Source organism: Candidatus Paralachnospira sp. LCP21S3_A2 (assembly GCF_052118925.1).
Lineage (GTDB): Bacteria > Bacillota > Clostridia > Lachnospirales > Lachnospiraceae > Lientehia.
The window spans coordinates 1-23,417 of record NZ_JBQKGG010000007.1 but is presented as its reverse complement, the minus strand read 5'-3'; the positions used below and the strand labels follow the sequence as shown (position 1 = coordinate 23,417).

The 23,417-nt window shown below is 47.0% G+C and carries 29 protein-coding genes and 2 pseudogenes; 29 read left to right on the top strand and 2 right to left on the bottom strand.

The features are described from left to right. Positions 1–463 precede the first annotated feature (463 nt). The 10 genes and pseudogenes from ACTQ3K_RS06935 to ACTQ3K_RS06890 all read left to right on the top strand — a co-directional run. Positions 464–607 (top strand): annotated as a pseudogene (locus ACTQ3K_RS06935) (DNA cytosine methyltransferase); the annotation flags it as partial. 442 nt (positions 608–1,049) lie between these two features. Beyond that, positions 1,050–1,358, top strand: coding sequence for a type II toxin-antitoxin system RelB/DinJ family antitoxin (locus ACTQ3K_RS06930; protein ID WP_441566515.1), 309 nt, complete (start codon positions 1,050–1,052; stop codon positions 1,356–1,358). Then, positions 1,355–1,690 carry a type II toxin-antitoxin system RelE/ParE family toxin gene (locus ACTQ3K_RS06925; RefSeq protein WP_441566513.1) on the top strand — a complete coding sequence of 112 codons (336 nt, stop codon included), beginning with the start codon at positions 1,355–1,357 and terminating at the stop codon, positions 1,688–1,690. The genes ACTQ3K_RS06930 and ACTQ3K_RS06925 overlap by 4 nt, the downstream gene beginning before the upstream one ends. A gap of 182 nt (positions 1,691–1,872) precedes the next feature. Next, positions 1,873–2,166 (top strand): annotated as a pseudogene (locus ACTQ3K_RS06920) (YjdF family protein); the annotation flags it as partial. 282 nt (positions 2,167–2,448) lie between these two features. Next, positions 2,449–2,604, top strand: coding sequence for a hypothetical protein (locus ACTQ3K_RS06915; RefSeq protein ID WP_441566511.1), 156 nt, complete (start codon positions 2,449–2,451; stop codon positions 2,602–2,604). Between the two features lie 30 nt (positions 2,605–2,634). After that, positions 2,635–3,771, top strand: a complete 1,137-nt coding sequence (locus tag ACTQ3K_RS06910; protein WP_441566509.1) for an ATP-binding protein — start codon at positions 2,635–2,637, stop codon at positions 3,769–3,771. Between the two features lie 21 nt (positions 3,772–3,792). After that, positions 3,793–4,926, top strand: a complete 1,134-nt coding sequence (locus tag ACTQ3K_RS06905; protein WP_441566507.1) for a phosphopentomutase — start codon at positions 3,793–3,795, stop codon at positions 4,924–4,926. A gap of 324 nt (positions 4,927–5,250) precedes the next feature. Then, positions 5,251–6,573 carry a C40 family peptidase gene (locus ACTQ3K_RS06900; RefSeq protein ID WP_441566505.1) on the top strand — a complete coding sequence of 441 codons (1,323 nt, stop codon included), beginning with the start codon at positions 5,251–5,253 and terminating at the stop codon, positions 6,571–6,573. 58 nt (positions 6,574–6,631) lie between these two features. Further along, positions 6,632–7,321 (top strand): dihydrodipicolinate synthase family protein, encoded by a 690-nt coding sequence (locus ACTQ3K_RS06895; protein WP_441566676.1) that lies wholly within the window; start codon positions 6,632–6,634, stop codon positions 7,319–7,321. Between the two features lie 80 nt (positions 7,322–7,401). Beyond that, positions 7,402–8,370 (top strand): carbohydrate kinase family protein, encoded by a 969-nt coding sequence (locus tag ACTQ3K_RS06890; protein ID WP_441566503.1) that lies wholly within the window; start codon positions 7,402–7,404, stop codon positions 8,368–8,370. Between the two features lie 137 nt (positions 8,371–8,507). On the opposite strand, the gene ACTQ3K_RS06885 is transcribed toward ACTQ3K_RS06890, so the two are convergent. Next, the gene (locus ACTQ3K_RS06885; RefSeq protein ID WP_441566501.1) at positions 8,508–8,909 is read right to left on the bottom strand and encodes a hypothetical protein; all 402 of its coding nucleotides are present in this window, start codon (positions 8,907–8,909) and stop codon (positions 8,508–8,510) included. Positions 8,910–8,999: 90 nt separating this feature from the next. Then, positions 9,000–10,037, bottom strand: a complete 1,038-nt coding sequence (locus tag ACTQ3K_RS06880) for an aldose epimerase family protein (protein ID WP_441566499.1) — start codon at positions 10,035–10,037, stop codon at positions 9,000–9,002. A 209-nt stretch (positions 10,038–10,246) separates the two neighbouring features. On the opposite strand from ACTQ3K_RS06880, the gene ACTQ3K_RS06875 reads away from it, so the two are divergent. The 19 genes from ACTQ3K_RS06875 to ACTQ3K_RS06785 all read left to right on the top strand — a co-directional run bounded on the left by ACTQ3K_RS06875 (position 10,247) and on the right by ACTQ3K_RS06785 (position 23,168). Continuing rightward, positions 10,247–11,119: a YitT family protein gene (locus ACTQ3K_RS06875; protein WP_441566497.1), complete on the top strand. Its 873-nt coding sequence runs from the start codon at positions 10,247–10,249 to the stop codon at positions 11,117–11,119. A 110-nt stretch (positions 11,120–11,229) separates the two neighbouring features. Beyond that, on the top strand, positions 11,230–12,090 hold the full coding sequence (locus ACTQ3K_RS06870; RefSeq protein WP_441566495.1) for an energy-coupling factor transporter ATPase: 861 nt from the start codon (positions 11,230–11,232) through the stop codon (positions 12,088–12,090). Further along, a complete protein-coding gene (locus tag ACTQ3K_RS06865) occupies positions 12,087–12,944 on the top strand; it encodes an energy-coupling factor transporter ATPase (protein WP_441566493.1) in 858 nt (285 codons plus the stop codon). Before ACTQ3K_RS06870 ends, ACTQ3K_RS06865 begins: the two co-directional genes overlap by 4 nt. A gap of 6 nt (positions 12,945–12,950) precedes the next feature. Next, a complete protein-coding gene (locus ACTQ3K_RS06860) occupies positions 12,951–13,751 on the top strand; it encodes an energy-coupling factor transporter transmembrane component T family protein (RefSeq protein ID WP_441566491.1) in 801 nt (266 codons plus the stop codon). A gap of 22 nt (positions 13,752–13,773) precedes the next feature. Continuing rightward, positions 13,774–14,742: a tRNA pseudouridine(38-40) synthase TruA gene (gene truA, locus ACTQ3K_RS06855; RefSeq protein WP_441566489.1), complete on the top strand. Its 969-nt coding sequence runs from the start codon at positions 13,774–13,776 to the stop codon at positions 14,740–14,742. A gap of 173 nt (positions 14,743–14,915) precedes the next feature. Next, on the top strand, positions 14,916–15,344 hold the full coding sequence (gene rplM, locus ACTQ3K_RS06850) for a 50S ribosomal protein L13 (protein WP_441566487.1): 429 nt from the start codon (positions 14,916–14,918) through the stop codon (positions 15,342–15,344). A 29-nt stretch (positions 15,345–15,373) separates the two neighbouring features. Further along, a complete protein-coding gene (rpsI, locus tag ACTQ3K_RS06845; protein WP_441566485.1) occupies positions 15,374–15,766 on the top strand; it encodes a 30S ribosomal protein S9 in 393 nt (130 codons plus the stop codon). 296 nt (positions 15,767–16,062) lie between these two features. Then, positions 16,063–16,692: a TetR/AcrR family transcriptional regulator gene (locus tag ACTQ3K_RS06840; RefSeq protein ID WP_441566483.1), complete on the top strand. Its 630-nt coding sequence runs from the start codon at positions 16,063–16,065 to the stop codon at positions 16,690–16,692. Further along, entirely contained in the window at positions 16,689–16,907 is a 219-nt protein-coding gene (locus ACTQ3K_RS06835) for a PF20097 family protein (RefSeq protein ID WP_441566481.1), read from the top strand. The genes ACTQ3K_RS06840 and ACTQ3K_RS06835 overlap by 4 nt, the downstream gene beginning before the upstream one ends. A gap of 14 nt (positions 16,908–16,921) precedes the next feature. Continuing rightward, positions 16,922–17,338, top strand: a complete 417-nt coding sequence (locus ACTQ3K_RS06830) for a hypothetical protein (RefSeq protein ID WP_441566479.1) — start codon at positions 16,922–16,924, stop codon at positions 17,336–17,338. A gap of 129 nt (positions 17,339–17,467) precedes the next feature. Then, complete coding sequence (locus ACTQ3K_RS06825; RefSeq protein ID WP_441566477.1) at positions 17,468–18,094, top strand: GNAT family N-acetyltransferase; 627 nt, start codon at positions 17,468–17,470, stop codon at positions 18,092–18,094. A 16-nt stretch (positions 18,095–18,110) separates the two neighbouring features. Then, positions 18,111–18,851, top strand: a complete 741-nt coding sequence (locus ACTQ3K_RS06820; protein ID WP_441566475.1) for a GNAT family N-acetyltransferase — start codon at positions 18,111–18,113, stop codon at positions 18,849–18,851. 310 nt (positions 18,852–19,161) lie between these two features. Next, on the top strand, positions 19,162–19,371 hold the full coding sequence (locus ACTQ3K_RS06815; RefSeq protein ID WP_441566473.1) for a hypothetical protein: 210 nt from the start codon (positions 19,162–19,164) through the stop codon (positions 19,369–19,371). A gap of 141 nt (positions 19,372–19,512) precedes the next feature. Beyond that, complete coding sequence (locus tag ACTQ3K_RS06810; protein ID WP_441566472.1) at positions 19,513–20,091, top strand: ImmA/IrrE family metallo-endopeptidase; 579 nt, start codon at positions 19,513–19,515, stop codon at positions 20,089–20,091. A gap of 410 nt (positions 20,092–20,501) precedes the next feature. After that, positions 20,502–20,615 carry a helix-turn-helix domain-containing protein gene (locus ACTQ3K_RS06805; protein ID WP_441566470.1) on the top strand — a complete coding sequence of 38 codons (114 nt, stop codon included), beginning with the start codon at positions 20,502–20,504 and terminating at the stop codon, positions 20,613–20,615. 15 nt (positions 20,616–20,630) lie between these two features. Continuing rightward, the gene (locus ACTQ3K_RS06800) at positions 20,631–20,831 is read left to right on the top strand and encodes a hypothetical protein (protein ID WP_441566468.1); all 201 of its coding nucleotides are present in this window, start codon (positions 20,631–20,633) and stop codon (positions 20,829–20,831) included. Positions 20,832–21,158: 327 nt separating this feature from the next. Continuing rightward, complete coding sequence (locus ACTQ3K_RS06795; protein WP_441566467.1) at positions 21,159–21,653, top strand: DUF1003 domain-containing protein; 495 nt, start codon at positions 21,159–21,161, stop codon at positions 21,651–21,653. 96 nt (positions 21,654–21,749) lie between these two features. Further along, complete coding sequence (locus ACTQ3K_RS06790; protein ID WP_441566465.1) at positions 21,750–22,280, top strand: hypothetical protein; 531 nt, start codon at positions 21,750–21,752, stop codon at positions 22,278–22,280. 63 nt (positions 22,281–22,343) lie between these two features. Then, on the top strand, positions 22,344–23,168 hold the full coding sequence (locus ACTQ3K_RS06785) for a 4Fe-4S binding protein (protein ID WP_441566463.1): 825 nt from the start codon (positions 22,344–22,346) through the stop codon (positions 23,166–23,168). The last annotated feature ends 249 nt before the right edge of the window (positions 23,169–23,417 follow it).

The window sequence follows — 23,417 nt, the reverse complement described above, 5'->3', positions numbered from 1 at the left end:
ATCCAGGTCCTCGGATTTTCTGCGTTTTGGGAGCGGCAGAGAGGCTGAATTTTATAGTTGGATAGATAGAAGTGTTGATTTGGGGGTGAGTGGACAAAAATATTGACTTTAGATGTCCGTTTTTTGGTATGTGCCTAATGATATTGTAGAATACAATGGAATACAACAAATAGTATCTTTGTCTTAACCAATTTGCTTTTTGCTTTATATTTGCTGTAATAACGCTATATAAATGGACAAGGAGGTCACTCATGAGTATAAGCACTGAGATTAAAGATATCAGAAGAAAATGTCTGCTGAATCAAACAGAATTCGCTGAAGCGATTGGTGTCTCTTTTTCAACAGAAATCGTTGGGAAAATGAAAAGGCAATTCCGAATTGTCAGGTATTAAAGAAAACTAAAGAATTTTGTAAAAAACAATATTTCCTTTGAAGCAGACTCAAAGGTATGGGAGGAAAAATAATGAATGTTATTAGCTTGTTTAGAGGTTGTGGTGGTCTTGATCTTGGCTTTGAAAGAGCTGGATTTAATATTTCAATAGCTAATGAATTTGACAAAACAATATGGACTACTTTCAAAGCAAATCATCTGAAAACAAAATTAATTAGCAAAGTTGGAAAGCCCCTATAAAGGCAGTAAGGAAGAGGAAGAAGAGTTCGCTATCGATGATTGGCTTGACCAGTTTGAGATGTTTTCCATCTATGAAGTCCTGCCGAAGATTCTTGCCCTTTGGGGTACGAATCTTATCACGGATGTTGACTCTAAAAAAACTTAAACGCAGTAGCAGGGAGATGCCAACTCCCTTGTTCCTCTTGCACTGCTTAGAAATCGGTCTTTCCATTCGAGACTTGGATTATCTGACCATTGGAATGCTGATGGATATCTGGACGGAGAAAGGAAACGATTCTGTAAAATATGACAGCATTGCAACGCAGAGGACTTTGATAAGTTTTGGTGAATAAACTGTAAAGATTTATGGAATGTATTGCTTTTGTACGCACGAACGAGTATGATATAATCAGAGAATATGTGAAAGGTGGTGCTTTATATGGCAGCAAAATCAGCGAATCTTTATGCTCGTATTGAACCGGAGGTAAAAGAAAAGGCAGAAAGCATTTTGTCCACACTTGGTATTCCTGCATCCAATGCTATCAATATGTTTTATAAACAGATAATTCTTCAGAGAGGACTTCCTTTTGAAGTGAAAATTCCATCTTCTCGTCCTGTAGATATGTCCGCTTTATCAGAAGCAGAACTGAATGCAGAATTTGAGAAAGGGTATGCGGATATCAAAGCAGGAAGAACAAGAGAAGCAAGTGCAGTTTTTGCAGACATCCGTAAGGATTATAATCTATGATATATGCTATCAAAATTACAGATCAGGCAGATAATGATATCCGTAATATCTATGAGTATATTGCCTACGAACTGCAGTCACCGGAGAATGCCAGTGGTCAGCTGGACAGAATTGAAAAGTGTATTATGAGTCTTGACGACATGCCAGAGCGCTATCGTTTTTATGATAGAGAACCGTGGAAAAGTCGTGGACTTCATATTGTTCCGGTAGATAATTATTGCATTCTATATATTGTAGATAATGATGATAGGACAGTTTCCGTTATGCGAGTGATGTATGGCGGTCGTGATATTGATGCTCAGCTTGATAAATACACGAAATACGAAGAGTAGTGTAAATCGTTGTTTGACATGCTAAGTTAATCGTGCCATATGGCTTGATTATAGATACAAAGATAAAAACGCAATGTACTAGAGCTGGTAGGTAGCTCAGCCGTCATATGTAAATAGGGTAAGTAACCTGCCCCTCCGGGTTGTCCATTCTTTGTTCAACAATTATTGTAGGAGGGATTCTTATGGACAAAGTAAATGGAAAACTGACGGTGTATTTTGAAGAACCATTCTGGGTAGGCGTATTTGAGCGTATCTAGGATGGTAAGTTGTCTGTAGCAAAGGTGACTTTTGGTGCAGAACCAAAAGATTATGAGGTGCAGGAAACAGGTATTGGAACAAAATCGCAGCAGGCATTGAAATTATAACAGGAACAAAACAAACAGGAACGCAAGATTAGAAGCAAAGAGAAAAAAGAAGCGGAAAAACTGCGAATGTTTGAATTGAAACAGCAAAAGAAAAGAGAAAAGCATAAGGGCATTAGCCCCTTGCTTTACTCGCTCAAATCGGAATTTGGGAGGCTATTATGGTTTTTGATTTAAAAAAAGAATTGTTGTGCTAAACGATATCATCGATATGGGGTTTCGTAATATGCTATTGGGCTACCGGGATGCAGACAGCGGTCATATTATTGAAAACATCGTATTTCTGGAGCTGTTACATCGTGATATCGGGTATATGTCGGAAAGGTCGGAGAGACGGAGGTCGACTTCGTTGCGGAAAAACCGAACGATAAGGTATATATTCAGGTGACGGAGAGTATGCAGTCTCCAGAGACCCGTGAACGGGAGCTTCGTCCGTTGCGCATGATCGGAGATAACTACGAAAAGATCGTACTGTCTATGGATCGTAGCTTCATCAATTCTTATGATGGCATAAAGGCGCTGAATCTGATTGACTGGCTGCTCAGTGAATAGGCATTGCAACGCATGGAAAGAGAGAGAACGATGGAAATTACATTAAAGGACTTAGCGAAACGGTCGGATATCCAGCTGATCGACATCCGAAACGAGGAAACCAGGAGATACGGGACGATTCCCGGGGCCATTGCCATGACACGGGAGGAGATCCTGGAGGATCCGGAGAAGCTGCCGGAGGGGAAAATCCCGGTATTTTTCTGCATCCGCGGAACGGCCAGCGAGGAGCTGTGCGAGGAACTGGAAGAGCGGGGAATCGAGGCGGGAAGCCTTGCCGGCGGCTATAACGGCTGGCTCATGAGCCAGATGGAAAGCGGCGTTACCGGAGAGAAGAGCCGGGAGGAGATCGAGGACAGTATTCGGAAAACCTATAAGCGCAGCCTGTTTACCAGATTCGCCAAGGCTGTGGCCAATTATGAACTGGTGGAGCCGGGTGATAAGATCGCGGTCTGCATCTCCGGAGGAAAGGATTCCATGCTCATGGCGAAGCTGTTTCAGGAGCTGAAGCGCCACAACAAGATCCCCTTTGAACTGGTCTTTCTGGTAATGGATCCCGGTTATAATGCGGAAAACAGGAAGGTGATCGAGCATAATGCGGAGCATCTGGGGATCCCGGTCACAGTCTTTGAAACGCAGATCTTTGAGGCGGTTTATGAGATTGAAAAATCGCCCTGCTATCTCTGCGCGAGAATGCGGCGCGGATATTTATACAGCAAGGCGAAGGAGCTTGGCTGTAATAAGATCGCTCTGGGGCATCATTATGATGACGTGATCGAGACGATCCTCATGGGCATGCTTTATGGCGCGCAGGTACAGACCATGATGCCGAAGCTCCACAGCACGAATTTTGAGGGGATGGAGCTGATCCGTCCCATGTATCTGGTCAGGGAGGATGATATTAAGCGGTGGCGGGACGAAAACGGCCTGAAATTCATTCAGTGTGCCTGCCGGTTTACAGACACCTGTACGACCTGCCGGCCCGAGGGCAGTCCGGTATCGAAGCGGATGGAGATCAAAAATCTGATCCGTGATCTGAAAAAAGTAAATCCCTTTGTGGAAAAAAATATTTTTAAAAGCATGGAAAATGTAAATATAGACACGGTGATTGCCTATAAGCAGCATGGTGAGCGTGTTCATTTTCTGGATCATTATAAGGATCAGGAGTAGCATCAGAAAGGCGGTATGAGCATGGCAAGACGGATTTTTCTGTTTGTTCTGGACAGCTTTGGAATCGGTGAGGCACCGGATGCGGCACAGTTTGGGGATTGCGGAGCCAATACGCTTGGAACGGTGGCCAGGAGCCCGAAGTTTTCGGTTCCCAATCTGGAGCGGCTTGGGCTGTTTCAGATTGACGGTGTGACATGTAAAGCGCCGGGAAGCAGCACACCTATCGGCAGCTACGGACGGTTGGAGGAGCTGAGCAGGGGGAAGGATACGACCATCGGACACTGGGAGATTGCAGGTATTATCAGTGATCGTCCTATGCCGACATTTCCCAACGGATTTCCGGAATCGTTTATCAGGGAGTTTGAGCGTGCTGTGGGACGAAAATGCCTCTGTAACCGTCCTTATTCCGGTACGCAGGCTATAAAAGATTTTGGCATGGAGCATGTCAACACCGGAGCGCTTATTGTTTACACCAGTGCGGACAGCGTGTTTCAGATTGCCGCTCATGAGAAGATTGTTCCGATAAAAGAGCTGTACCGGTATTGTGAGATCGCACGGAGCATGCTTACGGGGAGTCTGGCGGTGGGCCGTGTGATCGCGCGTCCGTTTGTGGGGGACAGTCCGGAAACATTTAAGCGGACGACCAACCGCCATGATTTCTCACTGACACCGCCCGGTGAAACCATGCTCACGCGATTGAAGGCGGCAGGGTATGATGTGATCAGCATCGGAAAGATCTATGATATTTTCGCCGGAGCCGGGCAGACAGAATGCAGCCGGACCAGTGGGAATGCAGAGGGTATGGAGCTGGCACTGGAAAAGCAGAAGAGTGACTTTGAGGGATTGTGCTTCATCAATCTGGTGGATTTTGATATGCTGTATGGTCATCGCAGGGACATTGACGGGTATGCGGCGGCACTGACGGCCTTCGATCAGTTTTTAGACCGGTTCCTGCCCGGTATGAGAGATGAGGATCTTCTGATGATCACAGCAGATCATGGCTGCGATCCCGGTTTTTTAAAGACCACGGATCATACGAGAGAATATGTGCCCTGGCTGGTATACGGGAAAAACGCGGAGCCGGGGAGAAATCTCGGAACCATAAAGGGCTTTGATGCGATCGCGCGGGCTGTATGTGAATATTTTGGTGTCTGAGACACGGTAGGGAAGTTTAAGGGAAATTGTTACAAACTTATGCTTCTCATGTGGAAAACCAGGAGCTTGCTCCGCAGGAATTGTGGAAAATCGGCGTAAAACGTTGACAGCACTGTGGATAACTGCTATAATTAGTTCCATATTAGGGTTATTATACTTTTCATAAAATTGTGACGGACTTGTTACAAAAGCAGGGAAAAAAGCAGGAAAAGCCACTCTTTTTGATTGTGATTTATTGACAGGAGGGGCGGAAAACGGTATAATAGTTCTGGATGTAACAAAAATGTAACAAATGGCAGTTGGACAAGGCTGGAGGTTAAATATATGAGAAAAAACAGGATTGTTGTCACAGTAGGCTGTGTGTGCGCATCCATGTTGATAGCAGGAACGTCCCCCATCAATGCAGCAAACAAGGTTGAAATTGATTCTGCGATGGCTGGTCTTTCCGTAGCAATGAATAATTTTTATGCAGGATCTGCGAATCCGGAAAGTGAGCTGAAGGATTATCTTCAGAGCGGAACCACGGAGACGGCACAGGCAGCTCCGGCGGCAGAGGCACCTGTAGAAGAAAAGGTATCTCCGTACGCGAATGTTGCTGTATCCCAGGTGGGGAGCGATGAGGGTTATGTAAATGTCCGTACCGATGCAACAACCGATGCTGAGGTGGTAGGAAAGATTTATAATAACTGTGCGGCGACCATCGAAGAAACTGTTACAAAGGAAGACGGTGACTGGTACAAGATCCAGTCCGGTAATGTAGAGGGTTACATTAAGTCTGATTACTTCGTAACCGGCGATGAAGCAGAAGCTGTTGCCATGAAGATCGGAAAGAGCTTTGCCGAGGTTTCCGAGGGCGGTTTAAGACTCCGTGAAGAGCCTACAACAGAGAGCAACGTAATTGATACGCTCTGGGAAGGCGATACCTATACGGTTGTTGACCAGACTGAGGAATTCGTAAAGCTTTCTCTTGGACAGGACGATGATGGCAATGATGTTACTGGATACGTTTCCAAGGATTATGTTGATACATATGTAAAATTCGATAAAGCAATTTCTCTTGAGGAAGAACAGCAGCAGCTGGAAGAGCAGGCGAGAAGAGAGGAAGAGGCAAGAAAGGCTGAGGAAGAGCTTAAGAAGGCGGAAACCGAAGCTGAGACGACTGCAAGCCGTCGGGAAGAAACCTCCGAGAAGACAGAAACCAAGAGAGAAACAGCAGCAGAAACCAAGAGAGAAACGGAAGCTTCGAAGAATACAACTCCTGCGGCAGCTCCTACCGAAGCAGTTGCAGATGCAACCAGAAGCGCAGTTGTAGCGTATGCAAAGCAGTTTGTTGGTAATCCGTATGTGTTTGGTGGAAACAGCCTGACAAACGGAACAGACTGTTCCGGATTTACCAGAGGTGTGTACGCACACTTTGGAATCAGCCTTCCCAGAACCTCCCGTTCTCAGGCCGGTGCAGGAAGAAGTATTTCTGTAGGTGATCTTCAGCCTGGTGATCTGATTTTCTACGCAAACGGTGGAAGCATCTATCATGTAGCAATGTACATCGGTGGCGGCCAGATTATCCACGCAATCGATGAATCTCATGGTATTGGAATTTCCGGTCTGAATACCGGAAGAGTATACTGTGCAGTATCTCTTTTCTAAATTGATAATTAAAGCGATGCAGCAAAATGCTGTATCGCTTTTTTTATAACGGAAATCGATCAAGGATTTCCTGAAACCGTGCGGACGAAAGCTCCGCATACATTCAACACTCTGCGGGGGTTCCGCATCTGTTGGAGCAGATGGAATTGCAGTAGTAACGCCTTCCTATTTTAAACTCAGCGATGACGAGCTGTTTTTGTATTATAAGGCTGTTGCGGAAAGTATGCCGGCGGATTATCCGATTTATTTGTATGGAATTCCGCAGTGTGCGGTCAACGATATCTCCCCGGTGCTTGCTGCGCGTGTTGCTGAGGCGTGTCCTAATGTGATCGGCTTGAAGTACAGCTTCAATGACATGATCAGGCTTCAGAAATTTATGGAGATCCGAGAAGGAACCTTTTCAGTATTCAGTGGCTGCGATGATATGTTTGCAATGACAGCACTGGCTGGTGCGGATGGTATTGTATCCGGAAATGCACAGGCGATTCCGGAGCATTATGTGGCGGTATGGGAAGCTGTAAAGGCCGGAGATGCAAAAAAAGCAATGCAGATTCAGCATCGGACTAATATGCTTAATCAGATTATGTGCCATGACTATGATAAGGCAAGGTTTAAAGCAGTACTGCAGCATCGTGGTGTGCTGGAATATGATTGTATGCGTGCGCCGCTTCAGCCTGTTTCGTCAGAGGAAGCCAAAGCAATGAATGCTCTGCTGGATGAAAAAGAATTTACAAGGGTTGTTGTGTAATTATAATTAGAATAAGGAAGAAGAGGCTTTTTCTCACAGAAGAAAAAGCCTCTGAAATAAAAAGGAAATGAGGAAAGACTGTGGAGAAAAAAGAATTTGATGTGATCAGTATTGGACAGATTGTGCAGGATATTCTGGTGACGAATATTCCGGAGGATGCCATGACCTGTGGAAAAGATACGTTTATGGCAGATGAAATTTTGATGTCTTCCGGTGGTGATGCTGTGAATGAGGCAGCAATCCTGGCAAAGCTGGGGAACCATGCAGCGCTGCTGACGAGATTGGATAAGCAGGCGGTGGGAGAAATGATCTATGGAGATTTGATCAGACAGGGAATTGATACCTCGCTGCTGATCCGTCCGGATGACTGTCGGACTTTTACTGCGATCGTTGTGATCAATCCGAAGGGAGATCATATCTTTTTTGATGGCCCTGGCCATAACTTCACACCGAAGCTTTCTGATTTTGATATGAGCGTATTTGAAAAAACCAGGGCGGTAACAGCAGGAAGTCTGTTTGCGTTGGGAGAATTGGACACCGATGGAATTGACCAGATCTTTAAAAAAGCGCAGGAGTCCGGCGCTTTTACGGTGGCAGATATGAATTTTGACAGTACCGGACTGGGACCTCATGGAGTGGATAAAGTGTTTCCCTATACAGATTATCTGATGCCCAGCTTTGATGAGGCGGAGTATGTGACCGGAAATAAGAATCCAGATGAAATTGCCGATTATTTTCTGGCCCATGGTGTGAAAAATGTGGTTCTGAAGCTTGGCGGGGAAGGCTGTTTCTTTAAGAATGCCGAGAAACGGTTCTATACCGATCCGTTCCAAATCAAACCCATGGACACGACCGGATGCGGCGACAACTTTGTGGCAGCGTTTGTTCATTGCCTGTTGAAGGGCATGGAGCCGGAGGACTGCGCAGAATTCGCCTGTGCGGCCGGAGCACTGAATTCCCAGGGACTGGGGGCTCATTTATATATTGAGTCGGAGCAGCAGATCCTTGATTTCATGAAAACAGCAGAAAAAGTGAAGATTGAGCGGTAAAGAATCCAGATGAAAAGAAATCCGCCAGAATGAAATTGCTCATGTCTATAATACGGACGGGCAAGAACATTCTGGCGGATGTTTTATATAACAGGAAACTCCTTGGAAATTCCTGTTATATAAAAGTGTATCTGGGATTAAGACTGTACGTTTGCTTTTTTGATTTTTTTGTATATCCAGATAACGATTCCGATGAGCATCACAAAGACGAGAATACTCAAGACAGTGCTTAGCATACTGAGTAAACGAAAACTGATAAATGACATCCCCGGGATCTTAAAATTCTGAGTAATAGTGAGTGTACCGCTGTCTGAAACTGTTTGAGCAAACATTTGATTTTTCAGGATGCTGACACCGAATTCCGAGAGTGCGATGCACCCACAGATAACATAAAGAATTTTCAGTTTCCTTTTTGTCCGAAGCTGATCATCCTTTGGAAGCGTTTCAATCTGAAAGGTCGTGCTGTCGCCTTTCCAAGCCATATAAAATAGATAAATAGCGATGAAGAGTTGAAAAATGTTAAGAAAAGAGTCAGACATAGATTACCTCCCAAATGTTGAAAATTAATCTTGCAGGTTTAGGGTGGACATTTGATAACAGAAATCAAAAAACGGTTAATGAATCATGGATCAGCGGCAGGAAAACCGATAGGTGGTCTGGGATTCCTGCGGATGTCCCGCGGTCAGTTCACAGGACGGGAACTCCGGATGGTTGATGGAATCAGGATAAAACTGGGTTTCCATACAGAAGCCGCCGAACCTCATATAAGATTTTCCGTCTTTTCGATTCGGATCATTGAGTCCGTTTCCTGTGTAAAACTGCATACCGGGGGAGGTGGTCAGAACCTCCATGAAAATTCCGGTTTTGGGTGCATAAACGGAAGCTGCAGGCTGTATGCCGGGTGTTAGAACAAAGTTATGATCATAACCGCCGGCCCAGGTGAGCGGATCCCAGCTTGCATGAATATCCTGACCGATGGGCTTGGGCTTCCGGAAATCAAGTGGGGTTCCATCGACTGGAAGGATCCTGCCGGTAGGAATGGAATCGGGCTCTGTTTCCGTATAAGAATCGGAGGAAATCATGACCTCATGATCCAGAACCGTACCGTTTCCGGCGCCGGATAAATTGAAATAATTGTGGTTGGTCAAATTACAGAATGCAGCCGTTTCGGTTTCAGCATGATAAGAAAGTGTGAGGGCATTGTCTTCGGAAAGACGATAGGTAACCTCAGCAGTCAGGCTGCCGGGATAACCGCCGTCCCCGTCCGGGCTTTCCAGGCGGAAGGTGACATGATCGTCAGCTTCGTCTGTGCAGGTCCAGAAGCGATATGCAAAACCGTCGGAGGCACCGTGCAAATGATTTCCGCGGTCATTGGTTTCCAGCTGGTAAGATTTTCCGTGGAAAGAAAACTGTCCCTTTCGGATTCTGTTTCCGTATCGGCCGACAATACAGCCAAAGTTAGAGCTGTTATGCTCGTATTCCGTTAAGGTTTGGTAGCCCAGAGAAACGTCTGTCGGAGTTCCGTATTTATCCGGAACAAGAAGCCGGAGGATACTGCAGCCGATATTGCACAGATCCACAGACATCCCATGCGAATTGGACAGATGATAGCGGTAGACGGGCTCTCCGGTTCTGGCAGTACCCCAGAGGATTTTTATGAGATTCATAATGTTGTATTCGTTCCTTTCTTCGATCAAAAACTGCGCGGAAACATGACGTATAGATCAGAACAGTTTCTGAACAGTTGTATCATTTTATAAAGACTGTCTCTATCATAGCATGAAGCACCAGGAAGAGCAAACAGAAATCCCCCCTTTGCATTTTCCGACTTTTATGATATTCTTTCATGTGATACGATGCTTTTTAGGGGGCATATATGAAAAATGGTAAAAAGATACTGAAAACAGGAACTTTCTATATCCTTGGCGGTTTTATATATGCATTTGGTCTGTATTTTTTTGCGAAAAACGCCGACTTTGCACCAGGCGGAGTATCCGGCCTGGCATTGATGGCGCACCATCTGGTGGGGGCGCCCATTGGTTTGACCACATTGCTTATCAATATCCCATTGATGGTTCTGAGCTATAGAATCGTGGGAAAGAAATTTATTTTTAAGTCGGTGCTGACAGTGGGGATCTGTACAGTGTTTCTGGATCTGGTATTCCCTCATTTCCCGACATACTCAGGAGAGCCGATTCTGGCGGTTCTGTATTCAGGAATCTGCACTGGGGCGGGGATCGGGATCTTTTTCATGTGCGGAGCGTCCTCCGGCGGAACAGACTATCTGACAGCTGCTATAAAAATGAAGAAGCCCCATTTGTCTGTTGGTTCAGTGACGATGTTTATCGACTTTGCGATTATTTCTCTTGGCTGGCTGGTATTCGGAAAGATGGATGCAGTATTATATGGTCTGATTTACACGTTTGCATGCTCTTTTACGATGGATAAAATTTTATGCGGTGTCGGAGCCGGAAAACTGGTTATTATCGTGAGCCAGGAGGGCGGTGCCATTGCCAGACTTATTGGTGAAGTTTCAGACCGCGATTCGACTATGATCCGGGCCACGGGGAGCTATTCCGGAGAGGATCGGACGGTACTTTTGTGTGCCTGTACCAAGCCTCAGGCCTATGAGATCCAAAAGCTGGTAAACCATGCAGATCAGTCGGCGTTTGTTATGGTGACGGATACCAGCGATGTGTTCGGCGAGGGCTTTAAGCGGCTGGATGGCCGGGGCAATCTGCCTGGATAAAAAGACGGAAGCGGGAACTGTCCTCTGCTATTGATTTTTGCCGGGGAATCAAGTACAATAAGGCTTTGAATAAATGTAAACGTTGTTTCAATGGAAGTTGACGGTGAAGCATGGGAATTGTTAAAACAAAAGATTTGATTTATAACTATATCCGGCGGGACGAAGAGGATCAGGTGGAAGAAGTCCTGGAGGCCGTGAAGCAGGTAAATATTGATATCAAAGAGGGAGAATTTGTGGCAGTTCTGGGACATAACGGTTCTGGGAAATCCACGCTTGCCAAGCATATAAACGCACTGCTGCTGCCCACTGAGGGGACGGTCTGGATCGACGGGAAGGATACGAAGGACGAGAGTGCGCTCTGGCAGATCCGGCAGACGGCGGGCATGGTGTTCCAGAATCCGGATAACCAGATCATTGCCAGTGTGGTTGAAGAGGATGTGGGATTCGGGCCGGAAAATATCGGCGTACCCACGGAGGAGATCTGGAAACGGGTTGATGAATGTCTGGGCGCGGTCGATATGAAGGCATATCGGAAGCAGTCGCCCAATAAGCTGTCCGGCGGACAGAAGCAGCGTGTCGCCATTGCGGGTGTCATGGCCATGGAGCCGCGGTGTATTGTATTGGACGAGCCGACAGCCATGCTGGATCCCAACGGACGCCATGAGGTGATCCGTACCATTCGGGAGTTAAATAAGAAGAAAGGGATTACGATCATTCTGATCACCCATTATATGGAAGAAGTGATCCATGCGGACCGAATCTATGTCATGGACGATGGAGAAGTTGCCATGGAAGGAACACCGGAGGAGATCTTCAGCCAGGTGGAAAAGCTGAAGGAGCTGCGGCTGGACGTTCCGCAGGTGACAGAGCTGGCCCATGAGCTGCGGCAGAAAGGTGTGCCGCTGCCCCCCTGCATTCTGGATATTGACACCCTGGTGAAGGAACTGGTAAAAGTGAGGGCCGGAAAATGATTACCTTAAATCATGTGGATTGTAAATATAATGAAGGAACGCCCATGGAAACGGAGGCGCTCCATGATGTAAGCCTGGAGATCCGTGACGGGGAGTTTATCGGACTTATCGGCCATACGGGCTCGGGAAAGTCAACGCTGATCCAGCATCTGAACGGGCTCATGCGGGCAACGTCAGGGGATATTCTCTATAACGGGACCAGTATCTATGGCGGGGGCTTTTCCATGAAGGAGCTCCGCAGCCATGTGGGTCTTGTGTTTCAGTATCCGGAGCATCAGCTGTTTGAGGCAGATGTGTTCAGCGACGTATGTTTCGGGCCGAAAAATCAGGGGCTTTCTCAGGAAGAGATCGAGGCGCGGGCGAGAGAAGCGCTTGCCATGGTCGGAATCTCCGAGGAATTATATAAAAAATCGCCCTTTGAGCTGTCCGGGGGTCAGAAGCGGCGTGTCGCTATAGCAGGTGTTCTTGCCATGAGGCCGGATGTACTGATTCTGGATGAGCCCACAGCGGGGCTTGATCCAAGAGGACGGGACGAGATCCTGGGGCAGTTAAAAAAGCTTCATGATGAGCGGGGACAGACGGTAGTTCTGGTGTCCCACAGCATGGAGGATGTGGCAAACTATGTGGATCGGATCATGGTCATGAACCACGGACGGCTGGTGTTCAATGATTCGCCCCGTGCCGTGTTTGCCCATTATAAGGAGCTGGAGGCGATCGGTCTTGCGGCTCCGCAGGTGACGTACATTGCCCATGCCCTGGCGGACGCGGGCTTTCCCATGAAAACCGATGTGATTACCGTGGCGGAGGCGGAAGAAGCCATTCTCTGTACTCTTGACGCGGATAAGGAGAGCTAAAGCATTATGATGCGAGATATTACACTGGGCCAGTATTATCCGGTGCCGTCAGTGCTCCATAAACTGGACCCAAGAACAAAACTGTTTGCAACTCTGATTCTGATTATTGCTCTGTTCACGGCGGATAATCCGGTGTGCTATGTGCTGGCGGCGGTATTCCTGTTTCTGGTCATTGCGCTGTCGAAGGTGCCGGTGGGGCATATTTTAAAGGGTCTGAAGCCGGTAATCTTCCTGCTGCTGTTCAGTGCTGTGTTTAATCTGTTCCTGACAAGCGGTGAGGTACTGGTACAGCTCTGGATCTTTAAAATCACGAAAGAGGGAATTTACCGGGCGGTGCTCATGGCAGTCCGTCTGATCTTTCTTGTCATGGGAACGTCCCTTCTGACCTTTACAACAACGCCTAATCAGCTGACAGACGGTCTGGAGAAAAGTCTCCATTTTTTAAGCTATGTGCGTGTGCCGGTTCATGAGATCGCCATGATGATGTCCATTGCACTGCGGTTTATTCCGATCCTGGTGGAGGAGACGGACAAGATCATGAAGGCACAGATGGCCCGCGGCGCTGATTTTGAGACAGGCGGACTGATCAAAAAAGCAAAAGCCATGATTCCGTTGCTGGTTCCGCTGTTCATCTCAGCCTTCCGGCGTGCATCAGATCTGGCTATGGCGATGGAAGCACGGTGCTATCACGGTGGTGAGGGACGGACAAAGATGAAGCCGCTCCATTATGAGAAACGGGATCGTCTGTCCTATTTGATCCTGTTTGTATTCCTGGCGGCGATGATTGTGCTGCGGATCCTTTTATAATTGATCAGGTTGGAGGCGGAACATGAAGCAAGTACGTCTTGTGGTAGCATACGATGGCACCAGATACTGCGGCTGGCAGCTCCAGTCCAACGGAAATACCATTGAGGCTGAATTAAATAAGGCCATTTCCGGACTCACCGGGGAGGAGATCCATGTGCTGGGGGCAAGCCGGACCGACTCTGGCGTCCACGCCAGAGGAAATATTGCGGTGTTTCATACGGAGTCGAGGATTCCGGCAGAAAAATTCTGTTATGCCTTAAACCAGCGGCTGCCGGAGGATATTGTGGTACAGGCTTCCGATGAAGTGGCGGAGGATTATCATCCGAGAAAATGCAATTCTCTGAAAACCTATGAATATCGGATCATGACCGGAAGATTTCCGGACCCGACGAAGCGCCTGTATGCCCATTTCTGCCGGTGGGAGCTGGATGTGGAGGCCATGGCGCAGGCAGCAGCTGTCCTGGCAGGGGAGCATGATTTTTCGAGCTTCTGTTCTGCCGGGAGTCAGGCGGAGGATACGATCCGAAAGATCATAACCGCGCAGGTGGAGGCGGACGGCCAGGAGATCGTGATCCGTCTGGTAGGAAACGGCTTTTTATATAATATGGTACGGATCATCTCGGGAACGCTTCTGGAGGTAGGAAAGGGATTCCTTACACCGGACGACATGAAGCGGATCCTGAATGCGAGAGACCGGAGGCAGGCCGGAGGAACGGCTCCGGCAAACGGGCTGACCCTGGTATCGATCCGTCATCTGGACCGCCTTCCGGAGCTGGAGCGGAATACCAATGACTGGGTGGATTACACGCTGGACCGATCAGAGCTTTATGACCGGGGAATCGAAAAAATGATCATCCACCGGTGTGTTCCCGGAGAGCGGGAACGGATGGAGGAACGGACGGCGAAGCACGTATTTCGAGACGGAGGAAAGGAATTATGGATCGGAGAGGAACAGGCGCCGGACAGCTGGAAAATCGTGAAAAACCATTGACACGCCTGGAATCGTGTATTATAATATAAAAGCTGTGGCGCAAGGAGTGCGCCCTGAAGCTGTCTATTCATCGACGGCGCCGGATACCAAAGCCCCGGAATCCCGCAGCTGTCATAAAATAGAAACCATGTAAGAAAATGATTTGAAAGGTGAAATCCAAGGAGGTCAAACCAATGAAAACTTTTATGGCTAGCCCGTCAACCATCGAGAGAAAATGGTATGTAGTTGACGCTTCCGCATATACATTAGGACGTCTGGCATCTGAAGTAGCAGCAGTCCTGAGAGGTAAGAATAAGCCCACATTCACACCTCATATTGATACAGGCGATTATGTAATCGTTGTAAACGCTGAGAAGGTACAGATCACCGGCAAGAAGCTGGAGCAGAAGATTTATTACAGCCATTCCGAGTATGTAGGCGGAATGAAAGAAGCAACTTTAAAGGAAATGATGGCTAAGAAGCCCGAGAAGGTTATCGAGCTGGCTGTTAAGGGAATGCTTCCCAAGGGACCTTTAGGAAGAGCAATGTTCGACAAGCTTCATGTATACGCTGGTCCTGATCACAAGCATCAGGCACAGAAGCCCGAAGCTCTGACATTTTAACTGAAAGGTACTGAAAGGAGGAAATAAAAGTGGCTAATTCAAAATTCTACGGAACAGGCAGAAGAAAGAAATCTATCGCAAGAGTATATCTTACCGCTGGTACCGGCAAGATTACAATCAATAAAAGAGACATTGATGAGTACTTTGGTCTTGAGACTCTGAAAGTTGTTGTTCGTCAGCCTTTCGCAGCAACCGAGACAGAAGGAAAGTTTGACGTAATCGTAACTGTTCGTGGCGGTGGCTTCACCGGCCAGGCTGGTGCAATTCGTCATGGTATCTCCAGAGCGCTTCTTCAGGCAGATCAGGATTATCGTCCTGCCCTCAAGAAGGCTGGCTTCCTGACCAGAGATCCTCGTATGAAGGAAAGAAAGAAATACGGTCTCAAGGCAGCTCGTAGAGCACCTCAGTTCAGCAAGAGATAATCTACAACTTAGAAATGCTAAAAAAGCCCGGAAATACGCCATTTTCCGGGCTTTTTCTATGCCTGAAATCACATGATTCCGATGGGTTAATTTGAAAGGATTTGTCTTCAAATCACCCCATTTTGATAGGCTGTTCTGATGAGTTTCCTTTGGACGGTGTTTCATGCAGAAATCAGGTGTTGCCCGTTTTTCGGCTCTTTACCGAAAGGGTATATTTTTTCATTAGTTCTTGACAAGTAACCATTCGGTAACTATAATGAAGTTACCGAATGGTTACTTTGATAAAGGAGATAATTATGGCAGAGAGTACAAAGGAACGGATTTTGAGAACAGCGCTGGAACTGTTTGCGCAGAACGGTTATCTGGGGACGTCTATGAATGATATTGCAGGGCAGTTAGGATTTACGAAAGCCGCCTTGTATAAACACTATGCCAGTAAGCAGGAAATCCTGGATAAGATCGTGGAGCGAATGAAGAAGATGGATTATGAGCGCGCTGAGGCGTATGAAATGCCGGAAACGGAACCGGATGGTTTTGCAGAAGCATATCTGCATACACCGATTCAAAAAATTCGCACATACAGCCTGGCCCAGTTTGACCATTGGACAAAGGAACCGTTTTCTTCTAATTTTCGTAAAATGCTGACGCTGGAGCAATATCGTGATCCAAAGCTTGCACAGCTCCACCATGATTATCTGGCGGGCGGCCCTCTGGAGTACATGGCGGCCATCTTCCGTAAGCTGACAGATTCTGATGAGGACGCTATGCAGCTGGCGTTGGACTTCTATGGCCCAATGTATCTTTTATACAGTGTCTACGATGGTGCAGAGAAAAAAGAATCGATATCTTCTTTGTTGGAGACACATATTGATCACTTCGTTGCCAAGGTTGAGTCTGATTACAGAAAGAAGGGGAGAAAATTATGATGATGTGTCCGAAATGCGGCAAAGAAATGAGAAAGGGCTATTTATTCAGCAGTAAAGACGGCGCGTTCAGCTTTGCAGACGAAGTGCCGAGCGCCTTGGAAAATGCAAAAAATACGGATGGTTTTGTAAAGCTCACCGGCTTAAAGGTCGGTGGCCGTACCAGCGTGGAAGCCTACTGCTGTGATGTGTGCAGAACGATCATGATTCAGTATTGAGAGGTGCAGTGAGAATGAAACTTTATTTTGGAAACGCCATAACTACGGTGACAACTGTGATGCTTTTTGCCCTGCTGGGTTTTATCGGCTGGTCGGTTCTCAATCGCACGAGCATTCAATACTGGGGGCGCAGGAGCATAGTTTTGCTGATTTTCGGTCTTGTGGTATGTTGCTTTGCGGCGGCACGGGACGGGCTGGACAAGACCATTCAGCACACCATTGACGGCAGCTGCGCGCCGGGGCTGTTCCCGCTCGTCAGCGTGCCTGTCATTGCTGGTTGTGTCGGCGCACTGCTGATTATTGTTGCCGTTATTGCTGCGCCGATTGCAAAAACACAAAAGATGCGCGAGGTTTGGTTCTATGTGATGTCGAGTGGCGCAGTGCTGAAAATCGCGACGATGGAAATCGCGCGGATCATTCATGGATTGTGAAACGAGATCTGCTCCGCGGAATGGAACAGGTAGCAGCGGACGGATTGTGTCCATATCGCGTCCGCGACGAAAAGCGTTATGGCACTGCCGATCACACAAAATCATTAATAAGAGAGAAGGAGAAGCGTTATGTCAGAAAAGAATATTATCATTCGTCCGGAAACGAAAGACGATTACAGAGTTGTCGAAAACCTGACCCGCGAGTCATTCTGGGATGTTTATCGCCCCGGCTGCATGGAGCACTATGTGCTGCACTGTTATCGGGATGACCCGGCATTTGTGCCGGAGCTGGATTTTGTGATGGAACTGGGCGGTGAGCTGATCGGGCAGGTCATTTATGTACGGTCGGAAATCGAGTGCGACGACGGACGGATCCTGCCGATCATGACCTTCGGTCCCATCAGCATCGCACCCGCATACAAGCGGCAGGGCTACGGAAAGCAGCTGCTCGACTATTCCATGGAAAAAGCCAGGAAAATGGGTGCAGGGGCGCTTGCCATTACCGGCAATATAGACTTTTATGGCAAGTCCGGCTTTGTTCCGGCCAAAACCAAGGGCGTACGCTATGCTGACGACCCGGATGCGGACTATTTCCTTATCAAAGAACTGAAAACCGGATTTCTGGATGGCATCTCCGGCACATACAAAGACCCCGATGGGTATTTTGTCTGTGAGAAAGACCCGGAGGGGTTTAAACAGTTTGAAGCCACTTTTCCAGCAAAAGAAAAGCAGAAGCTGCCGGGACAGCTGTTTTGAACAGGAGGAATAACGGATGAACTATATTCGGATCACAAAAGAAAATATTGATAAGGAACATGTCTGCTGCGCCATGTCCGGCAAGCAGAGTGTCGCAAAAAAGGAATGGCTGAGACAGCGCTTTGATGATGGACTTGTTTTCTATCACAGCGAGGAGCGCGGTAAATGCTTTATCGAATACATTCCGGCTGAAAACGCCTGGGTGCCTATTACGACAGAGGGTTATCTTTACATTAACTGCTTATGGGTATCCGGCTCCATGAAGGGACACGGATACTCGAATGATCTGCTGGAGGCCTGTATTCGTGATGCCAAAGCGCAGGGGAAGAAAGGGATTTGCATTCTGTGCGCGGAGGGGCGGAAGCGTGAATTTCTCGCCGACCCGAAATTCCTTGCTTACAAGGGATTCCATGTGGCAGACATATCCGATTGCAGGATCAATCTCATGTACCTTCCCATTGAACCGACCGCACAGATGCCAAGATTCCGCGAATGTGCGAAGCATCCGGAGATTGAAGAGGCAGGCTTTGTTCTTTATTACACCGATCAGTGTCCATATACCTATTATTGGGTTCCAAGGGTGCAGGAGGCGGCGAAGGAACATAGTATCCCGTTCAAGGCCATCCATATTACTGACAAAGAATCTGCACAGAATGTACCAGCACCGGTCACGACCTATGCTCTGTTTCGGGACGGTCGGTTTCTGACCCAGAGTATTCAGTCAGATAAAAAATTCCTTGCGCTGGCTGGCTTGTAACAAATAAAAGAAAATTGTACTTATTATTACTTTATTGATGGCGTGTCATCGACCTGGGCGGTGATGAGATTGGGCGCAATATAACTGCGGACGGCAAAATCTACAATACTAATCACTATAATCTGAGCGCCATCACTGTCGTGGGCAATAAGGTGGATACAAATGTGATTCATGTGTTTATGGGTCCTGTTAAAACTGAGAAAGCAAGAAAGGGAATCCAGCTTGCGGATGAACTGTCCGATATGATTCTGTTCCATACTAGGGTGTGCGAGAATGGCAAAAAGATGGAGCAGCCCTGGAAGGATAAGTGATGAATAATGTTCTGGAAGATAGCCTCTTTGTAAGCCAAAACAAGAAATTTGATGAAATCCAATCCATCGTCAGACAGTTTTTGGCAGAGTATGTCGGCAATTCCATTATCAAGGATAATATCTTTGCCGTTATACAGAACTATGCCAGAAAGAAATCGCGCTGGAAATGCTTCGTTACCCGATCCATGATGATGAATTATGGGCATTGACCTTTTTGAAGCAGGATACGATTTTTGTGTTCGTAAATACAGCATTTCCGCTTTGTAAGCAGTTTTTTGCTGCGGCGCATGAACTGTATCATATCTACTGTTATGTGGAAAATGCAGACCAGAGCTATATAAAAAGGTTCTATGTTGGATTCGGCAACTGGTGATGAAACAGGAAGAACGCAGGAGGACTTGGAAGCGAACGCCTTTGCAGGGCTTCTTCTGATGCCGGATCAACTGCTCCATGAGCAGATTCTGCTGTATGGGCTTGATAAAGATTTAGTTTCGGTAGATTCCATCCTGATGCTAATGGATATGTTTGCAATGCCCTATAAGGCAGTTGTACTGCGTTTGTTTGAAAGCAGGAACATATTTCATCAACAGGATGAAAGCGATAATCATTTGATTGATCGGGTCGTGGAATTGCCGGAGTATGAGTTCTTTTGTCACGCACAAATCGTGACAGAACTCAATCGGTGCATCAGTCTGGTATCAGTATTCTCACGCTTAAAAGAAGAATCAAACTGGACACTTGCCGATGCCGAGCCGTACATTGAATCACTCATTGCATTTTATCAGGATCATCACCAAACCACTTTCCGTGTAATGGAAACGTCTGAGGTCAGAAGATTGCAACGGATACCATGCAAGCAGGTGTTGCAGGAAATCTTTGATGGGAAATTTATTGAATTGAAAAATGGTATGCTGCGGTACAAGCAGTAGGTGAAAACAAATAGCCAGCGTGTCTTGTGGAGTAGAGCACATGATACGCTGGCTGTTTTTGCTTTAGATGACTTTGAAAACAGGTTAGAGAGCAGCAACAATCGTGAGCCTCATTGGAAACCAACGGGATATTTTTTGCCGGATTCGCCGGCTTTAACCTGTTTGTTACAAGCCACCATCGAAAATTTTCACCTATTTTTCGCAAAAAGGGGTTGCTGGATTTTACATGAGCGTCGTATTATTATCGTGGATAGGTATATCTGAATGTGTCGACCAGGGGGCTTTTGACTGGTAAAGTCGAGAACCAGTATGATTTCTCTGTATTCTACCGATATTCTACTGCCGGGGGATGTATCTGCATTGGCTTTTGCTGTATATTCGAGGCATCTTAAGCACAGGAGGAAAACTCAATGAATCAAACAGCTATCGGAAGTTATATTCTCAAGAAGCGCAGAGAGAAAAATCTGACGCAGGAGCAACTGGCAGAGAAACTCAGTGTGTCAAACAAGACGATCTCTAAATGAGAAAACGGCAAGAGTATGCCGGATTACAGCATGATCGAACAGCTCTGCAAAGAGCTTTCCGTTACGCTTCCTGAGCTGATGGACGGCGAGGATGCGGCAGAAGACAGTGTGCGGGTTTATGAAGATGAGCAGATCCTTGGCCTGCTGATGGGGCTGGCTGTTGCGGAAATCTTGGCTGGGATCACTATTGTCAGAAAGAGCGTCCTGAAACGATAAACTGAAAAAGCCTGCCATTTGCACAATGCAGGCGGCAGGTGTTGGTTAAGAATGATGCCGGCAGCTAAAACCCATCCCCAACTGCGAACACCAAAGGACCGCAAATCAAACAGAGTATCCAGAGTCAGCGCCTGGAATATAACTGTGACCGGTCTGCGAAACCGCGTAACCGTGCCGGGTCTAAGTCACAGGCGTATCCGCCGATATTTAGTCTTGCCGCTTAAGGCGGCTGAGAAGCGCGAGGCTTTAGTCATGTGAGATTCACAAAAAGAGTCCTGATTTCTTTTTGTATACGACAAATAAAACAGAGAGAGAGGAATAATTGATATGAAAGAAAACAGAAAGCTGTTAAAAGAAGTACTCAAGGATATCCGTCATGACATGACTGATGAAGAGGTATTAAACCTGCTGGCAGACAGCAAGATTTCGGTCAGCCCCGAAAGTGGAAAAGGAAAGTATACGCTGGGGCAGCGAGCGGCAGATGCTATTGCAAAATTTGCCGGCAGCTGGGCATTTATTTTCTCGTTCACCGGTGGATTGGTGTTGTGGATGGTCATAAATACGGTAATGGCTGCGCGAGCATTTGACCCGTATCCGTTCATTCTGCTGAATCTGGTCTTATCCTGCATTGCTGCGATCCAGGCACCACTCATTATGATGAGCCAGAACCGCCAGGAGGAAAAAGACCGACGCAGAGCCGAAAATGACTATAAGGTCAATCTGAAAACCGAAATCATGATTGAAGATCTTTATGATAAAGTGAACGCTATTCTTGCAAAACAGTCGGCACTGGAGAAACAATTACAGGAGAGGCGGAGTTGACGGATATTTTACCTGCAATTGATTGTGGATTTTATCTCCTTCTAATATGATAAATAGAATATTGGCTATTTCAGATCCATTTGCAGGAGGACGATTATGAAACGAACAGTAAGAACGCTATGCGCGTTTCTGTCAGCAGCCATGCTGGCACCCTCGCAGGCATTGGCAGCGGATACTGTAACAGAAGCGCAAACGCAGAAACCATCCATTGTAATCAATGAAGTGGAATCGGTCGCAAACAGCGACGTGGCCGGGAAACTGATCGACCAGAATACCGGCAGTGCTTTTGAGGCAGCCAGGTATCCTAATGCTGTAGCTGGCGGCGTGTTGACAATCGGATCGATCAATTGCAGCTATTCTGATGCTGAAAAGCCGGATCACGGCGAGCCGACAGATCCGAGCAAGCCTGCGGATGCTCCGAAACCCGGCGATTCGACTGAAGAACCGACATCTCCTTCGGAAAAGCCCACCGGTCCTTCGAAAAATGTAACTAAGCCAACAGAAAAGCAGACAAATGCACCGAAAACAGGAGATCACAGCATACTCTGGATATGGGCTGTCCTTGCAGTTTTGTCTGTCGGTACATGCTTTGCCGTAATACTGATTCTTCTATGCAAGAGGCATTAACACGCGGATCAGAAACAGACAGGAAACCTAAAAACTAATAATGAAGCAGGAAAAGGAGCGCATATGAAGAAGTATCTGCCGTCGGCGGCCATACTGATGCTGTTTGAGACAGTGGCTGTCGTATTGTGGCTTACAAAGGACAATCTGTTTTATCTGTTGAACTTCAGCTATATCGGGATCTGCCTGGCGGCGGGGCTTACGCTGTTCACTGCCGGAAAACGGTATGCGAGACATGTCGTGCAGTTGGCAGTGGGGCTTTATATGCTGGTCTATCTGGGAATCCTGTCGCGGGAGAACATGCAGATCGAGGGCTTCTGGTATTATCTGTTTTCAGGAACATTTGAGGCGGCGACGATCCATTACGCGGTGGCAAAGATCTTCGGACCGCTTCTGTTTGGGCGGGGTTGGTGCGGCTACGCCTGCTGGACAGCTATGGTTCTTGATTTTCTGCCGTATAAAATACCGGAAAAGCCGCGGAACAAGAAGCTGGGGGCGCTTCGATACGTGATGTTTGTACTGTCGTTTGTGCTGGTCGCAGCGTTGTTCTTCAGCAGAGTGTCTCATCTGGAACAGATCATGTTCTGGCTGTTCCTTTTGGGAAATGTGATGTATTATGGGGCAGGAATCCTTCTGGCGTTTCTGTTTAAGGATAACCGGGCGTTCTGCAAGTATCTCTGCCCGGTCACGGCCTTTTTGAAGCCCATGAGCTATTTTTCCCTGCTGCGGGTTCACTGCGAGGAAGAAAAATGTGTGCACTGCGGAAAATGCGAGAAGGTCTGCCCGATGAATGTGGAGGTCTGCAACGAATCGCGAAAGCGGAAAAACGGGACGGAATGTATTTTATGTTATGAATGTACGAAGGTCTGCCCCAAGAAAGCACTGCATTGAGAGACTTTTCAAGGGATTGATTTGAGAAATTTGATACTTCAGGATTGACAGAAGCTCAAAAACCGCGAATAGTAACAAATCGAAAACAGCAGGTATATTTATTGGACAGCTAAGGAGCTATAATGAGGATCAGATAAGCCTAAAATGAAAAATTAAACCTGTACTTTGACAACTGAAAATGGCTATAAAAGGTCTAGTTTACTTTTTCTACAGCCCTTTCCAAGGCATGATATATTGGTTATATCGATT

What these genes read in the sequence shown, in the direction of transcription:
- ACTQ3K_RS06930 (WP_441566515.1), top strand. Translation starts at nt 1,050, where the DNA reads ATGGCAGCAAAATCAGCGAATCTTTATGCTCGTATTGAACCGGAGGTA.
- ACTQ3K_RS06925 (WP_441566513.1), top strand. Translation starts at nt 1,355, where the DNA reads ATGATATATGCTATCAAAATTACAGATCAGGCAGATAATGATATCCGT.
- ACTQ3K_RS06915 (WP_441566511.1), top strand. Translation starts at nt 2,449, where the DNA reads ATGCAGTCTCCAGAGACCCGTGAACGGGAGCTTCGTCCGTTGCGCATG.
- ACTQ3K_RS06910 (WP_441566509.1), top strand. Translation starts at nt 2,635, where the DNA reads ATGGAAATTACATTAAAGGACTTAGCGAAACGGTCGGATATCCAGCTG.
- ACTQ3K_RS06905 (WP_441566507.1), top strand. Translation starts at nt 3,793, where the DNA reads ATGGCAAGACGGATTTTTCTGTTTGTTCTGGACAGCTTTGGAATCGGT.
- ACTQ3K_RS06900 (WP_441566505.1), top strand. Translation starts at nt 5,251, where the DNA reads ATGAGAAAAAACAGGATTGTTGTCACAGTAGGCTGTGTGTGCGCATCC.
- ACTQ3K_RS06885 (WP_441566501.1), bottom strand. Translation starts at nt 8,909, where the DNA reads ATGTCTGACTCTTTTCTTAACATTTTTCAACTCTTCATCGCTATTTAT.
- ACTQ3K_RS06880 (WP_441566499.1), bottom strand. Translation starts at nt 10,037, where the DNA reads ATGAATCTCATAAAAATCCTCTGGGGTACTGCCAGAACCGGAGAGCCC.
- ACTQ3K_RS06875 (WP_441566497.1), top strand. Translation starts at nt 10,247, where the DNA reads ATGAAAAATGGTAAAAAGATACTGAAAACAGGAACTTTCTATATCCTT.
- ACTQ3K_RS06870 (WP_441566495.1), top strand. Translation starts at nt 11,230, where the DNA reads ATGGGAATTGTTAAAACAAAAGATTTGATTTATAACTATATCCGGCGG.
- ACTQ3K_RS06865 (WP_441566493.1), top strand. Translation starts at nt 12,087, where the DNA reads ATGATTACCTTAAATCATGTGGATTGTAAATATAATGAAGGAACGCCC.
- ACTQ3K_RS06860 (WP_441566491.1), top strand. Translation starts at nt 12,951, where the DNA reads ATGATGCGAGATATTACACTGGGCCAGTATTATCCGGTGCCGTCAGTG.
- truA (WP_441566489.1), top strand. Translation starts at nt 13,774, where the DNA reads ATGAAGCAAGTACGTCTTGTGGTAGCATACGATGGCACCAGATACTGC.
- rplM (WP_441566487.1), top strand. Translation starts at nt 14,916, where the DNA reads ATGAAAACTTTTATGGCTAGCCCGTCAACCATCGAGAGAAAATGGTAT.
- ACTQ3K_RS06840 (WP_441566483.1), top strand. Translation starts at nt 16,063, where the DNA reads ATGGCAGAGAGTACAAAGGAACGGATTTTGAGAACAGCGCTGGAACTG.
- ACTQ3K_RS06835 (WP_441566481.1), top strand. Translation starts at nt 16,689, where the DNA reads ATGATGATGTGTCCGAAATGCGGCAAAGAAATGAGAAAGGGCTATTTA.
- ACTQ3K_RS06830 (WP_441566479.1), top strand. Translation starts at nt 16,922, where the DNA reads ATGAAACTTTATTTTGGAAACGCCATAACTACGGTGACAACTGTGATG.
- ACTQ3K_RS06825 (WP_441566477.1), top strand. Translation starts at nt 17,468, where the DNA reads ATGTCAGAAAAGAATATTATCATTCGTCCGGAAACGAAAGACGATTAC.
- ACTQ3K_RS06820 (WP_441566475.1), top strand. Translation starts at nt 18,111, where the DNA reads ATGAACTATATTCGGATCACAAAAGAAAATATTGATAAGGAACATGTC.
- ACTQ3K_RS06815 (WP_441566473.1), top strand. Translation starts at nt 19,162, where the DNA reads ATGAATAATGTTCTGGAAGATAGCCTCTTTGTAAGCCAAAACAAGAAA.
- ACTQ3K_RS06810 (WP_441566472.1), top strand. Translation starts at nt 19,513, where the DNA reads ATGTTGGATTCGGCAACTGGTGATGAAACAGGAAGAACGCAGGAGGAC.
- ACTQ3K_RS06805 (WP_441566470.1), top strand. Translation starts at nt 20,502, where the DNA reads ATGAATCAAACAGCTATCGGAAGTTATATTCTCAAGAAGCGCAGAGAG.
- ACTQ3K_RS06800 (WP_441566468.1), top strand. Translation starts at nt 20,631, where the DNA reads ATGCCGGATTACAGCATGATCGAACAGCTCTGCAAAGAGCTTTCCGTT.
- ACTQ3K_RS06795 (WP_441566467.1), top strand. Translation starts at nt 21,159, where the DNA reads ATGAAAGAAAACAGAAAGCTGTTAAAAGAAGTACTCAAGGATATCCGT.
- ACTQ3K_RS06790 (WP_441566465.1), top strand. Translation starts at nt 21,750, where the DNA reads ATGAAACGAACAGTAAGAACGCTATGCGCGTTTCTGTCAGCAGCCATG.
- ACTQ3K_RS06785 (WP_441566463.1), top strand. Translation starts at nt 22,344, where the DNA reads ATGAAGAAGTATCTGCCGTCGGCGGCCATACTGATGCTGTTTGAGACA.